This window comes from Citrobacter sp. CK206 (assembly GCF_030333125.1).
GTDB classification, from domain to species: Bacteria; Pseudomonadota; Gammaproteobacteria; order Enterobacterales; family Enterobacteriaceae; genus Citrobacter_B; species Citrobacter_B koseri.
Genome location: NZ_JAOWGM010000026.1, coordinates 47,933 through 61,377, shown reverse-complemented (window position 1 = coordinate 61,377; position 13,445 = coordinate 47,933). Strand labels below are relative to the sequence as shown.

General features: G+C 55.8%; 14 protein-coding genes. 12 read left to right on the top strand and 2 right to left on the bottom strand.

From position 1 onward, the window contains the following. The first annotated feature begins 9 nt into the window (after positions 1-9). The 3 genes from OGX81_RS10470 to mqo all read left to right on the top strand — a co-directional run bounded on the left by OGX81_RS10470 (position 10) and on the right by mqo (position 5,175). Entirely contained in the window at positions 10-1,653 is a 1,644-nt protein-coding gene (locus OGX81_RS10470; RefSeq protein WP_104868425.1) for a multidrug ABC transporter permease/ATP-binding protein, read from the top strand. 179 nt (positions 1,654-1,832) lie between these two features. Further along, positions 1,833-3,269, top strand: coding sequence for a magnesium transporter (gene mgtE / locus OGX81_RS10465; RefSeq protein ID WP_104868426.1), 1,437 nt, complete (start codon positions 1,833-1,835; stop codon positions 3,267-3,269). Between the two features lie 244 nt (positions 3,270-3,513). Then, complete coding sequence (gene mqo, locus OGX81_RS10460; RefSeq protein ID WP_012131544.1) at positions 3,514-5,175, top strand: malate dehydrogenase (quinone); 1,662 nt, start codon at positions 3,514-3,516, stop codon at positions 5,173-5,175. A 101-nt stretch (positions 5,176-5,276) separates the two neighbouring features. Here mqo and eco read toward each other — a convergent pair whose 3' ends face one another. Both eco and yojO read right to left on the bottom strand, forming a co-directional pair. Beyond that, positions 5,277-5,774, bottom strand: a complete 498-nt coding sequence (eco, locus tag OGX81_RS10455; protein ID WP_047463974.1) for a serine protease inhibitor ecotin — start codon at positions 5,772-5,774, stop codon at positions 5,277-5,279. Between the two features lie 165 nt (positions 5,775-5,939). Then, positions 5,940-6,107, bottom strand: coding sequence for a protein YojO (gene yojO / locus OGX81_RS22115; RefSeq protein ID WP_487490358.1), 168 nt, complete (start codon positions 6,105-6,107; stop codon positions 5,940-5,942). Positions 6,108-6,184: 77 nt separating this feature from the next. Between yojO and napF the strand changes: the two genes are divergently transcribed. Genes napF through ccmB form a run of 9 tightly spaced genes read left to right on the top strand, consistent with a single transcriptional unit; the run spans position 6,185 to position 13,314 of the window. Beyond that, positions 6,185-6,679, top strand: coding sequence for a ferredoxin-type protein NapF (napF, locus tag OGX81_RS10450; protein WP_024130164.1), 495 nt, complete (start codon positions 6,185-6,187; stop codon positions 6,677-6,679). Continuing rightward, positions 6,666-6,932, top strand: a complete 267-nt coding sequence (gene napD / locus OGX81_RS10445) for a chaperone NapD (RefSeq protein ID WP_012131547.1) — start codon at positions 6,666-6,668, stop codon at positions 6,930-6,932. The genes napF and napD overlap by 14 nt, the downstream gene beginning before the upstream one ends. After that, the gene (gene napA, locus OGX81_RS10440) at positions 6,929-9,415 is read left to right on the top strand and encodes a nitrate reductase catalytic subunit NapA (protein ID WP_012131548.1); all 2,487 of its coding nucleotides are present in this window, start codon (positions 6,929-6,931) and stop codon (positions 9,413-9,415) included. Before napD ends, napA begins: the two co-directional genes overlap by 4 nt. 6 nt (positions 9,416-9,421) lie before the next feature. Beyond that, a complete protein-coding gene (gene napG / locus OGX81_RS10435; RefSeq protein WP_058667724.1) occupies positions 9,422-10,117 on the top strand; it encodes a ferredoxin-type protein NapG in 696 nt (231 codons plus the stop codon). Beyond that, positions 10,104-10,967, top strand: coding sequence for a quinol dehydrogenase ferredoxin subunit NapH (napH, locus tag OGX81_RS10430; protein WP_047462425.1), 864 nt, complete (start codon positions 10,104-10,106; stop codon positions 10,965-10,967). The genes napG and napH overlap by 14 nt, the downstream gene beginning before the upstream one ends. Continuing rightward, the gene (gene napB, locus OGX81_RS10425; protein WP_047462429.1) at positions 10,964-11,413 is read left to right on the top strand and encodes a nitrate reductase cytochrome c-type subunit; all 450 of its coding nucleotides are present in this window, start codon (positions 10,964-10,966) and stop codon (positions 11,411-11,413) included. The genes napH and napB overlap by 4 nt, the downstream gene beginning before the upstream one ends. A gap of 9 nt (positions 11,414-11,422) precedes the next feature. Continuing rightward, positions 11,423-12,025: a cytochrome c-type protein NapC gene (gene napC, locus OGX81_RS10420; RefSeq protein WP_012131552.1), complete on the top strand. Its 603-nt coding sequence runs from the start codon at positions 11,423-11,425 to the stop codon at positions 12,023-12,025. Between the two features lie 6 nt (positions 12,026-12,031). After that, positions 12,032-12,658: a cytochrome c biogenesis heme-transporting ATPase CcmA gene (gene ccmA / locus OGX81_RS10415; RefSeq protein WP_102949630.1), complete on the top strand. Its 627-nt coding sequence runs from the start codon at positions 12,032-12,034 to the stop codon at positions 12,656-12,658. Further along, positions 12,655-13,314 carry a heme exporter protein CcmB gene (gene ccmB / locus OGX81_RS10410; RefSeq protein WP_012131555.1) on the top strand — a complete coding sequence of 220 codons (660 nt, stop codon included), beginning with the start codon at positions 12,655-12,657 and terminating at the stop codon, positions 13,312-13,314. Before ccmA ends, ccmB begins: the two co-directional genes overlap by 4 nt. The last annotated feature ends 131 nt before the right edge of the window (positions 13,315-13,445 follow it).

Below are 13,445 nucleotides of genomic sequence, written 5' to 3'. Positions count from 1 at the left end.
GTTGTATGAATGGAACTACTTCTTCTTGTCTGGCGGCAGTATCGCTGGCCATTTATCAGCGTGATGGCGCTCAGCCTCGCCAGCGCTGCGCTGGGGATTGGTCTGATTGCCTTTATCAATCAGCGCCTCATCGAAACGGTAGATACCACGCTGATGGTGCTGCCGGAATTTCTCGCGCTGCTGCTTTTACTGATGGCGGTGACGCTGGGCTCCCAACTGGCCTTAACCGCGTTAGGGCACCATTTTGTCTATCGCCTGCGCAGCGAATTTATCAAACGTATTCTGGACACGCAGGTTGAGCGCATCGAACAACTGGGCAGCGCCTCGCTGCTGGCAGGGTTAACCAGTGATATCCGCAATATCACGATCGCGTTCGTGCGCCTGCCGGAGCTGGTTCAGGGGATCATCCTGACGGTGGGTTCCGCCGCGTATCTGGCGATGTTATCCACCAAAATGCTGCTGGTGACGGCAATCTGGATGGCAATCACCATCTGGGGCGGGTTTGTGCTGGTGGCGCGCGTGTATAAGCACATGGCGACGCTGCGCGAAACGGAAGATAAGCTGTATCAGGATTTTCAGACGGTGCTGGAAGGGCGCAAAGAGCTGACCCTGAATCGTGAGCGCGCGGAACATATCTTTAACCATTCGTATATCCCGGATGCGAAAGAGTATCGCCACCATATTATTCGCGCCGATACGTTCCACCTGAGCGCCGTTAACTGGTCAAACATTATGATGCTGGGCGCGATTGGTCTGGTGTTCTGGATGGCGAACAGCCTGGGCTGGGCGGATACCAACGTGGCGGCGACCTATTCGCTGACGCTGCTGTTCCTGCGCACGCCGCTGCTCTCTGCGGTTGGCGCGTTGCCGACGCTGCTCACCGCGCAGGTGGCTTTCAACAAGCTGAATAAATTTTCACTGGCGCCGTTTAAAGCGGAATTTCCTCGTCCTGACGCCTTTCCTGACTGGAAAACGCTGGAGTTACGCAATGTCGTTTTCCATTATCAGGATAATGCGTTTTCAGTAGGGCCGATCAACCTGACCATCCAGCGCGGGGAACTGCTGTTTCTGATTGGCGGCAATGGCAGCGGGAAATCGACGCTGGCGATGCTGCTGACGGGGCTGTACCAGCCTCAGTCAGGCGAAATTTTACTGGATGGCAAAACGCTTTCCGCAGAGCGTCCTGAGGACTACCGGAAACTCTTTTCCGCTGTGTTTACCGATGTCTGGCTGTTTGATCAACTGCTGGGGCCGGAAGGCAAACCGGCCAAAGCGGAACTGGTGGAAAAGTGGCTTGAGCAACTGAAAATGGCGCACAAGCTGGAGCTGCGCGATGGCCGGATTCTGAACCTGAAGCTGTCGAAAGGGCAGAAAAAGCGCGTGGCGTTGCTGCTGGCGCTGGCGGAGGAGCGTGACATCATTCTGCTGGATGAATGGGCCGCCGATCAGGACCCGCATTTCCGCCGTGAATTTTATCAGGTGCTGCTGCCGCTGATGCAGGAGATGGGCAAAACCATCTTTGCGATCAGTCATGACGATCATTACTTTATTCACGCCGATCGCCTGCTGGAGATGCGTAACGGGCAGTTGAGTGAGCTGGTCGGCGATGAACGCGACGCTGCCTCCCGCGATGCGGTTGCGCGTACCGCCTGATCCTGTAGGCCGGATAAGGCGTAGCCGCATCCGGCCTGGTTGCCCGATGGCGCGACGCTTATCGGGCCTGCCATTCCCTGCATGATGCTGATTTTTTGTCCATTCGCGGCGCCGTTTATTGTTATTTATATAACCTCACGCCATGCTTAATGGCATCTCATTTCATGGATTTATGATTAATGTCCGCAATGACCAAAAACAGCGCCAGACTGCGCGATGAAGAGCGTGCGCGTCTTATCTGGCTGCTCACCACCGATAAAGCGATTATTTCCGCCCTGTCTGGCAAGCTCACCTTGGCTGAGCAATATGATGTCGGTACGCTGGCCGACGATATTGCTGAGGTAGGGGCGCTGGTGGCTCACCTGCCGCCGCCGGACCTGGCGGATACCCTTGAAGCGCTGCCTTCCGAAGAACGTCATGCCTTATGGCGGCTGGTCGAGAATGAAAAACGCGGCAAAGTGCTGCTGGAAGCGTCCGAAAACGTCTGGGATGACCTGATTGATGAAATGACCGACCGCGCGCTGTTGGACGCGCTGCAATATCTCGACATTGACGAACAGATTTATCTCGTTCAGCACCTGCCGCGTAACCTCACCGGGCGACTGCTGGCGACGCTGCCGCCGGAGGAGCGCGCCCGCGTCCGTCAGGTTATGCACTACGAGAAGAATCGCGTCGGGGCGATCATGGAGTTCGAGGTCATCACCGTGCGCCCGGACGTGACGCTGGAGGTGGTGCAGCGCTATTTACGCCGTCTGGGAAAAATGCCGGAAAACACCGACAAACTCTTTGTAACGAACCGGAATAAAATACTGGTCGGCGAGCTGTCTCTGACGCGTATTCTGCTCAGTGACGCGCAGCGTAAAGTCAGCGACGTGATGGATGATGATCCGCTGACCTTTGCCCCGGAAGATATCTCTGAGAATGCGGCGCGCACCTTTGAACGTGACAACCTGGTTAGCGCCGCCGTGATCGATCCTTCCGGCAAACTGATGGGACGCCTGACCATCGATGAGATCGTTGATGTGGTCTACGAAGAAACCGACACCGATCTGCGTCGCATGGGGGGCCTGAGCGCCGAAGAAGATGTCTTTGCGCCCGTCGCCAAAGCGGTAAAAACCCGTTGGGCATGGCTGGCGATAAACCTGTGCACGGCGTTTATCGCCTCCCGGGTGATCGACGGCTTTGAACACACGATCTCGCAACTGGTGGCGCTGGCTTCTCTCATGCCGATTGTCGCCGGGATTGGCGGCAATACCGGGAATCAAACCATTACTATGATTGTTCGCGCGCTGGCGCTGCAAAATATTCAGCCCGGCAACCTGACCTTTCTCATTTTGCGTGAAATGGGCGTGGCGCTGGTCAACGGCCTTGTCTGGGGCGGCATCATGGGCGGCGTGACCTGGTGGCTCTACGACGATATCGCCCTTGGCGGCGTTATGACGCTGGCGATGGTGCTGAATTTACTGGTGGCGGCGCTGATGGGCGTGATCATCCCGATGACGATGGTAACGCTCGGGCGTGACCCGGCGGTCGGCTCAAGCGTGATGATTACCGCCATTACCGATACCGGCGGTTTCTTTATTTTTCTGGGGCTGGCGACGGTATTTCTGCTTTAACCGCCTGATTACGCCTGATCATCCGTAGCAGCAAAAGCATGGCGATGAGCGATGCGGGAATGCTGTTGTCCCGTTAATTGTCAATAACCTTATAAATATTCAACGTATTGCTAACGTTTTTAAAATCTTAATATAATTTATAAACAATATTTAAATCTTTTACCTGAAGTGTTAACGTTGATGCCGCTCGATTTTCACCTGCAAAAAGCAAAAAAAACGATACTAAAAGTAAGGCATTAACATTATGAAAAAAGTGACTGCCATGCTCTTCACCATGGCTGTGGGGCTGAATGCTGTCTCGATGGCGGCAAAAGCGAAAGCGACTGAAGAGCAGGAAACGGATGTACTGTTGATTGGCGGCGGCATCATGAGCGCCACGTTGGGAACCTATTTGCAGGAGCTGGAACCGGAGTGGTCAATGACCATGGTTGAGCGACTGGATGGGGTTGCACAGGAGAGTTCTAACGGCTGGAACAACGCCGGAACAGGCCACTCCGCGCTGATGGAACTGAACTACACGCCGAAAAAAGCCGACGGTTCCGTCAGCATCGAAAAGGCAGTCGACATTAACGAAGCCTTCCAGGTTTCCCGCCAGTTCTGGGCGCATCAGGTACAGAGCGGCGTTCTGCACGAACCACACTCGTTTATCAATACCGTTCCGCACATGAGCTTTGTCTGGGGCGATGATAACGTCAATTTCCTGCGCGCCCGCTATACCGCGTTGCAGCAGAGCACGCTGTTCCGCGGTATGCGTTACTCCGAAGATCATGCGCAAATTAAAGAGTGGGCGCCGCTGGTCATGGAAGGTCGCGACCCGAAACAGAAGGTTGCCGCGACCCGCACTGAAATCGGTACTGACGTGAACTACGGGGAAATCACGCGTCAGCTGGTGGCATCGTTGCAGAAAAAACCGAACTTTGCGCTGCAACTGAATACCGAAGTCCGTGGATTTAAACGTAACGCGGATAACTCCTGGACTGTGACCGTCGCCGATCTGAAAAACGGTGAAGCAGAACATGCGATTAAGGCGAAATTTGTCTTTATCGGCGCGGGCGGCGCGGCGCTGAAGCTGTTGCAGGAGACGGGCATTCCTGAAGCGAAAGATTACGCGGGATTCCCGGTTGGCGGCCAGTTCCTGGTTTCAGAGAACCCGGACGTGGTTAACAACCACCTGGCGAAGGTATACGGCCAGGCGTCGGTCGGCGCGCCGCCGATGTCCGTACCGCACATCGATACCCGTATTCTGGATGGCAAACGCGTCGTGCTGTTTGGGCCGTTCGCGACGTTCTCCACGAAGTTCCTGAAAAACGGTTCGCTGTGGGATCTGCTGAGTTCGACCACGACCTCTAACTTTATGCCGATGGTTAACGTAGGGATGGATAACTTCGATCTGGTGAAATACCTGATTAGCCAGGTGATGCTGAGCGATGATGAACGCTTTGAAGCGCTGAAAGAGTACTATCCGCAGGCGAAGAAAGAAGACTGGCGTTTGTGGCAGGCGGGCCAGCGCGTGCAGATCATCAAGCGTGATGAAGACAAGGGCGGCGTACTGCGTCTGGGCACTGAAGTGGTCAGCGACAAAGACGGTACGATTGCCGCGCTGCTGGGCGCGTCTCCGGGGGCATCCACTGCTGCGCCGATCATGCTGCATCTGATGGAAAAAGTGTTTAAAGAGAAAGTGGCCAGCCCGGAATGGCAGGCGAAGCTGAAAACGATTGTTCCGTCTTACGGGACTAAGCTGAACGGCAATATTGAGGCCACGGAACAAGAGCTGCAATACACCAGCGACGTTCTGGGGCTGAAATATGACAAGCCGCAGGTGGTGGACGAAGCGCCAAAACCGCAGCTTAAGCCGCAGGTTCAACCGCAGCCGGCGCATAAAGCTGTCGCGGATATCGCGCTGTAAAAACGTATTGCGGCATGCCGGATGGCGCTGCACTTATCCGGCCTACAACGAGCAATATGTAGGCCAGATAGGCGGTACGCCGCCATCCGGCAAAACGTTCTTTAACGCGTCACTGCGTCCTGTACTTTATCTTCCGCTTTCCAGATACGGTATTTCACCTCCACGTTAGCCGGGGTGTACACCACGATCGGCAGCTTGCTGTTATAACGCACCATTCCGGCATCGCCCAGATAGGCCGTCACAAACTTCTGCTCTTTCTTGCCATCCGGGCAGGCCATCATGGTAGAAACCGGGGAAGTCACTTTATCAAAAACGTAGTAGTCGTAACCCCAGCCTTCCAGCGTTTTGCTCGCCAGTTCGCCGCCAAGACGGTGATGGTTGCAATCCACTTCCAGCGTCTGGCCGATCAGCAGTTCCACTTTCAGGGTAGACTCATCTTCCTGGGGAGTAAGCTGGATAACCTGGCGCTTCATCCCTTTTTCCGCTTTCGGATACGGCGCGATTTTTTCCAGAGGTTGCGTACTGGCATCGCTGGTCGCCGCCCATGCGGAGGTACTGGCGAAAGCCGCTAACAGTACGGCAGGTACAATTGTCTTCATTTTCGAGTTCACAGCGTTTCCTTTCTTCTGTCTTCTGAACGATTCCCGGCAGGTTAACACATTCATATTGGCTATTAATCTAAATTTACTTATATTTTAAGATGGTTAATTGAATGTTTACTTGTTTGATAGCGATATATTCCATTTATTACGCGTTAAATAGGATTATTCTCCAATTAAGCCTTTCGTTATATACTTATTGATATAACCCTTTGAAATGTGAACAAAAGCACATTCAGATACGCTAACCCCACACTCTTTTGATCCGGCGACAGCATTTACCCCAATCGGGGTATGCACCTCTAACACATCCTGAAATATCTTACCGATCATAATAATGACTTAGTGGTAGTGCGGTTTATTTAGTCGTTCACCTTCCGGTGTGAGCGTCGTGATGGAAGGGCGATGTCATGGTTGATCTATCCCGTCGAGGAATACTGACAGGCAGTTGGCGCAAAGCCAACAGCGGGCTCCGTCCGCCCTGGTCTGGGGACGAATCACACTTCCTGACGCACTGCATCCGTTGTGACGCCTGCATTCAGGCATGTGAAACCGACATTTTACAGCGGGGGCAGGGCGGCTATCCGGGCGTTAATTTTAAGCAGGGTGAATGCAGCTTTTGTTATGCCTGCGCGCAAGCCTGTCCTGAATCACTCTTCCTTCCGCGCCACACCAGGGCCTGGGATCTGAACTTTACGATTGGGCAGAATTGTCTGGCGTATCAGTCCGTTGAGTGTCATCGCTGCCAGGATAGCTGCGAACCACTGGCGATAACGTTTCGCCCCACGCTGTCAGGCATTTATCAGCCGCAACTCGACAATCAGGCATGCAGCGGATGCGGGGCGTGTGTCGCTATTTGCCCGACATCAGCGATCAATGCGGAGTACAACCATGCAGCACAGTAACTGGCAGGTCTGTAGCCTGGTCGTCCAGGCCAAAAGTCAGCACATCACCGACATCAGCACGCAATTGCACCAGTTTCCGGGCTGTGAAGTCGCGCTGAGTGATGTCGACAGCGGTCAGTTGATCGTGGTGGTGGAAGCAGAACACAGCGGAACGCTGATGCAAACAATTGAGTCGGTACGCAACGTTGCGGGCGTGCTGGCGGTGTCGCTGGTTTATCACCAGCAGGATGAGCAAGGTGAGGAAACACCATGAAACTCAGTCGTCGTAGCTTTATGAAAGCTAACGCCGTTGCGGCCGCTGCGGCGGCTGCCGGGCTAAGCGTGCCGGGCGTCGCCCGCGCAGTGGTTGGTCAGCAGGAAGCCATCAAATGGGACAAAGCCCCGTGCCGTTTTTGCGGAACGGGTTGCGGCGTGCTGGTCGGTACTCAGCAGGGCCGTATTGTGGCCTGTCAGGGCGATCCTGATGCGCCGGTCAACCGTGGCCTTAACTGCATTAAGGGCTATTTCCTGCCCAAGATCATGTATGGCAAAGACCGCTTAACGCAGCCGATGCTGCGCATGAAAGACGGCCAGTACAACAAAGAAGGTGAATTTACCCCAATCAGTTGGGATCAGGCCTTCGATGTGATGGAAGAGAAATTTAAGGCCTCCCTGAAAGAAAAAGGGCCGGAAGCGATTGGTATGTTTGGTTCCGGGCAGTGGACGGTCTGGGAAGGTTATGCCGCCGCGAAGCTGTTCAAAGCCGGTTTCCGTTCCAACAATATCGACCCGAACGCGCGCCACTGCATGGCGTCGGCGGTGGTGGGCTTCATGCGTACCTTTGGTATGGATGAGCCGATGGGGTGCTACGACGATATCGAACAAGCCGACGCCTTTGTGCTATGGGGCTCTAACATGGCGGAGATGCACCCGATCCTGTGGTCGCGCATCACCAACCGTCGCCTGTCCGATCCGAACGTTAATGTCGCGGTTCTCTCAACCTTCCAGCATCGTAGCTTTGAGCTGGCGGATAACGGCATTGTCTTTACGCCGCAAAGCGATCTGGTGATCCTCAACTATATCGCCAATTACATCATTCAAAATAATGCGATAAATCAGGATTTCTTCAGCAAATACGTCAACCTGCGTAAAGGGACGACCGACATCGGTTATGGCCTGCGTCCAACGCATCCGCTGGAAAAAGCGGCGAAGAATCCGGGCTCTGACGCCTCTGAGCCGATGAGCTTCGACGAGTACAAAGCGTTTGTCGCGGAGTACACGCTGGAGAAAACCGCAGAAATGACCGGCGTGCCGAAAGATCAGCTGGAGCAGCTGGCGCAGCTGTATGCCGATCCGAAGAAAAAAGTGATCTCCTACTGGACGATGGGCTTTAACCAGCATACGCGTGGCGTATGGGCCAACAACCTGGTGTATAACCTGCACCTGTTGACCGGCAAGATCTCCCAGCCAGGCTGTGGTCCGTTCTCCCTGACCGGTCAGCCTTCCGCCTGTGGTACGGCGCGTGAAGTTGGGACATTCTCCCACCGCCTGCCTGCGGACATGGTGGTCACTAATGAAAAACACCGTGATATCTGCGAAAAACACTGGCAGATCCCAACGGGCACCATCCCGGCGAAAATCGGTCTGCACGCCGTAGCGCAGGATCGTGCGCTGAAAGACGGCAAGCTGAACGTCTACTGGGTGATGTGCAACAACAACATGCAGGCCGGGCCGAACATCAATGAAGAGCGTATGCCGGGCTGGCGCGATCCGCGTAACTTCGTCATCGTCTCCGATCCGTACCCGACCGTCAGCGCGCTGGCCGCTGACCTGATTCTGCCAACGGCGATGTGGGTGGAGAAAGAAGGGGCCTACGGTAACGCTGAGCGTCGTACCCAGTTCTGGCGTCAACAAATTAAAGCGCCGGGTGAAGCGAAATCAGACCTGTGGCAGCTGGTGCAGTTCGCTCGTCGTTTCAAAACGGAAGAGGTCTGGCCGGAAGATCTGCTGGCGCAAAAACCAGAACTGCGCGGCAAAACCCTCTACGACGTTCTGTTTGCCACGCCTGCGGTCAGCAAATTCCCTCTGACCGATCTGGCGGAAGACCAGCTGAACGATGAATCCCGTGAGCTGGGTTTCTACCTGCAAAAAGGGCTGTTTGAAGAGTACGCCTGGTTTGGTCGCGGACACGGCCACGATCTCGCGCCGTTCGATGATTATCACAAAGCGCGCGGTCTGCGCTGGCCGGTGGTTGATGGTAAAGAGACCCAGTGGCGTTACAGCGAAGGCCATGACCCGTATGTCAAAGCGGGAGAAGGCTACAAGTTTTACGGTAAGCCGGACGGCAAAGCGGTGATTTTCGCCCTGCCGTTTGAACCTGCCGCGGAAGCGCCGGATAAAGAGTATGACCTGTGGCTCTCTACCGGTCGCGTACTGGAGCACTGGCACACCGGCAGCATGACGCGCCGCGTGCCTGAGCTGCATCGCGCCTTCCCGGAAGCGGTGCTCTTTATTCATCCGCTGGACGCGAAAACGCGTGACCTGCGCCGTGGCGATAAGGTCAAAGTCATCTCCCGCCGTGGGGAAGTGATTTCGGTTGTTGAAACGCGCGGGCGTAACCGTCCGCCGCAGGGACTGGTGTACATGCCGTTCTTCGACGCCGCACAGCTGGTGAACAACCTGACGCTGGATGCGACGGACCCGCTCTCTAAAGAGACGGATTTCAAGAAGTGCGCCGTCAAACTGGCGAAGGTGTAACACACCATGTCCCGGTCAGCGAAACCCCAAAATGGCCGCCGCCGCTTTTTGCGCGATATGGTTCGCACGGCAGGCGGGCTGGCTGCCGTTGGCGTAGCGCTGGGGTTACAGCAGCAAACCGCTCGCGCAACGGGCGTGCGGTTGCGCCCGCCGGGGGCATTGGGTGAAGACGCGTTCGCCAGCGCCTGCGTGCGCTGCGGGCAGTGCGTTCAGGCATGTCCGTATGACACCCTGAAGCTGGCGACGCTGGCTTCGGGTTTGTCTGCCGGTACGCCTTACTTTGTCGCCCGCGATATTCCCTGCGAAATGTGTGAAGACATTCCATGCGCCAAAGTTTGCCCCAGCGGGGCGTTGGATCGAGAGATCGAATCTATTGACGATGCGCGCATGGGGCTGGCGGTTCTGCTGGACCAGGAGAACTGCCTTAACTTTCAGGGACTGCGCTGCGACGTTTGTTATCGCGAGTGCCCAAAAATCGATGAGGCGATCACGCTGGAGCTGGATCGCAATATGCGTACCGGCAAACATGCGCGCTTTCTTCCCACCGTTCACAGCGACGCCTGCACCGGCTGCGGTAAATGCGAAAAAGTCTGTGTGCTGGAACAACCGGCGATAAAAGTGTTGCCGCTGTCGCTGGCGAAAGGAGAGTTGGGGCACCACTACCGCTTCGGCTGGCTGGAGGGGAAAGATGGCAAATCGTAAACGCGATGCCGGGCGCGAAGCGCGAGCGAAAAAAGGCTGGTGGCGCAGCCATCGCTGGCTGGTTTTGCGGCGGATAAGTCAGTTTCTGGTGCTGGGAATGTTTCTCAGTGGCCCGTGGGCGGGCGTCTGGATTCTGCACGGTAACTACAGCAGTAGCTTGTTGCTGGATACCATTCCTTTAACCGACCCGCTGATAACGTTGCAAAGCCTTGCCAGCGGGCATTTACCTGCCGCCGTTGCGCTGACCGGCGCCGCCATTATTACGGTGCTGTATGCCCTGGCAGGAAAGCGATTATTTTGCAGTTGGGTCTGTCCGCTGAACCCAATTACCGATTTTGCGAACTGGCTACGCAGAAGGTTTGACCTGAATCAGTCCGCAACGATTCCGCGTCATATACGGTACGTCCTTCTGGTTGTCGTGCTGGTGGGATCGGCGCTAACCGGAACGCTACTGTGGGAATGGATAAACCCGGTTTCCCTGCTGGGGCGTAGCCTGGTGATGGGATTCGGTAGCGGCGCACTGCTGATTATCGCTCTGTTTTTATTTGATTTACTGGTCGTTGAACACGGCTGGTGCGGACATATCTGCCCTTTGGGCGCGTTGTATGGCGTGCTGGGAAGTAAAGGCGCGCTAACGGTGGCGGCGAAAGATCGCGAGAAATGTAACCGCTGTATGGATTGTTTTCATGTTTGCCCGGAACCGCACGTCCTGCGTGCGCCGGTGCTGGATGAGCAAAGCCCGGTGCAGGTCACCAGCCGCGATTGCATGACGTGCGGTCGCTGCGTGGATGTCTGTTCTGAGGACGTATTTACAATAACAACACGATGGAGTTCGGGAGCGAAATCATGAAAAGCCATGACCTGAAGAAAGCGCTGTGTCAATGGACGGCCCTGCTTGCCCTGGCGGTGAGTGGTGCGGTTTGGGCAGCAAACGGAGTGGATCTGAGCCAGTCGCCGGAAGTTTCGGGGACGCAGGAAGGGGCGATTCGCATGCCGAAAGAGCAGGAACGTATGCCGCTGAACTATGTTAATCAGCCGCCGATGATCCCGCATAGCGTTGAAGGTTATCAGGTAACGACCAATACCAACCGCTGCCTGCAATGTCATGGTGTGGAAAGCTACCGTACGACCGGCGCGCCGCGTATTAGCCCAACGCACTTTATGGACAGCGACGGCAAAGTTTTAGGCGAAGTCGCGCCGCGTCGTTACTTCTGTTTGCAGTGCCATGTGCCGCAGGCGGATGCCGCGCCGATCGTGGGTAATACCTTTACCCCGTCGAAAGGTTACGGGAAATAAGAGGTCACTATGGAAAATTCTAACCGTAAACCTGGCGTGATTAAGCGGGTCTGGCAATGGTGGCGTCGCCCCAGCCGCCTGGCGATCGGCACGTTGCTGTTAATCGGTTTTGTTGGCGGCATTATTTTCTGGGGCGGTTTCAACACCGGGATGGAAAAGGCCAACACCGAAGAGTTCTGTATCAGCTGCCACGAAATGCGCAACACCGTCTATCAGGAATACATGGAAACCGTGCACTACAACAACCGCAGCGGCGTTCGCGCCACCTGTCCTGACTGTCACGTTCCGCACGAGTGGGGCCCGAAAATGATCCGTAAGATCAAGGCCAGTAAAGAGCTGTACGGGAAGGTGTTCGGCATTATCGATACTCCGCAGAAGTTTGAAGATCACCGCCTGACAATGGCGCAGAGCGAGTGGCGACGGATGAAAGACACCAATTCGCGGGAGTGCCGTAACTGCCACAACTTCGAATTTATGGATCTCACCGCTCAGAAAGGCGTTGCCGCCAAAATGCACGACCAGGCAGTGAAAGAGGGGCAAACCTGTATCGACTGCCACAAAGGGATTGCGCATAAACTCCCGGATATGCGCGAAGTGAAACCGGGCTTTTAATAATGAGTGGGTATGCTTGAAGCCAGAGAACTGCTCTGCGAGCGGGATGACAGAATACTGTTCAGTGGGCTGTCGTTTCGCGTGAACGCAGGGGAATGGGTACAAATTACCGGGGGCAACGGCGCGGGGAAAACCACCCTTTTGCGGTTGCTCACCGGGCTGGCGCGCCCCGACGCAGGGGAAGTGTGCTGGCAAGAGCAGGCGTTGCACCGCGTGCGCGACAGCTACCATCAAAATCTGTTGTGGATTGGACATCAGCCGGGGATTAAAACCCGGCTTTCGGCGTTGGAGAACCTGCGCTTTTTCCACCATGACGGCGATACGGCGCAGTGTCTGGCCGCGCTGGCGCAGGCGGGGCTGGCCGGATACGAAGACATCCCCGTCAACCAGCTTTCCGCTGGACAGCAACGGCGCGTGGCACTGGCGCGTCTGTGGCTGACCCGCGCGACGCTCTGGATCCTCGACGAGCCGTTTACCGCCATTGATGTCAATGGCGTTGAGCGCCTGACACAGCGCATGGCTGAACATACACAGCAGGGCGGGATCGTCATCCTCACCACGCACCAGCCGCTGAATGTCGCGACTGACAAAATACGGCGCATCGCGCTGACCGGCGAGAGGGCAGCGCAATGATGTGGCAAATCTTTCGTCTTGAGCTGCGCGTGGCGTTTCGTCATAGCGCGGAAATCGCTAACCCGCTGTGGTTCTTTCTGATTGTTATCACGCTTTTCCCGCTGAGCATTGGCCCGGAGCCGCAGCTGCTGGCGCGTATTGTTCCCGGCATTATCTGGGTGGCGGCGTTGCTCTCTTCGCTGCTGGCGCTGGAACGTCTGTTTCGCGATGACTTACAGGACGGCAGCCTGGAGCAACTGATGCTCCTGCCGCTGCCGTTACCGGCGGTGGTGCTGGCGAAAGTGATGGCGCACTGGGTGGTGACCGGTCTGCCGTTGCTGATCCTCTCTCCGCTGGTGGCGTTATTGCTGGGAATGGATATGTACGGCTGGCAAATCATGGCGCTGACTCTGCTGCTTGGCACGCCGACCCTGAGTTTTCTTGGCGCGCCGGGCGTGGGGTTAACGGTGGGCCTGAAACGCGGCGGCGTATTGCTGAGCGTGCTGGTGCTGCCGCTGACCATTCCGTTACTGATTTTCGCCACTGCGGCGATGGATGCGGCCTCCATGCATTTGCCCGTTGAGGGATACATGGCGATTTTGGGCGCGTTGCTGGCGGGCAGCGCAACGTTAAGCCCTTTTGCTACGGCGGCAGCGTTACGTATCAGCATGCAGTAGCGCGGTCTTTGACTGGCGACAAACTGTAGGATGCCGGATGACGTTACGCTTATCAGGAAAGTCTGTAGGTCTGATAAGGCGTCTTTGCCATCATCCGGCATAACTGAAGTTTCATTCGTTTTGATTGAATC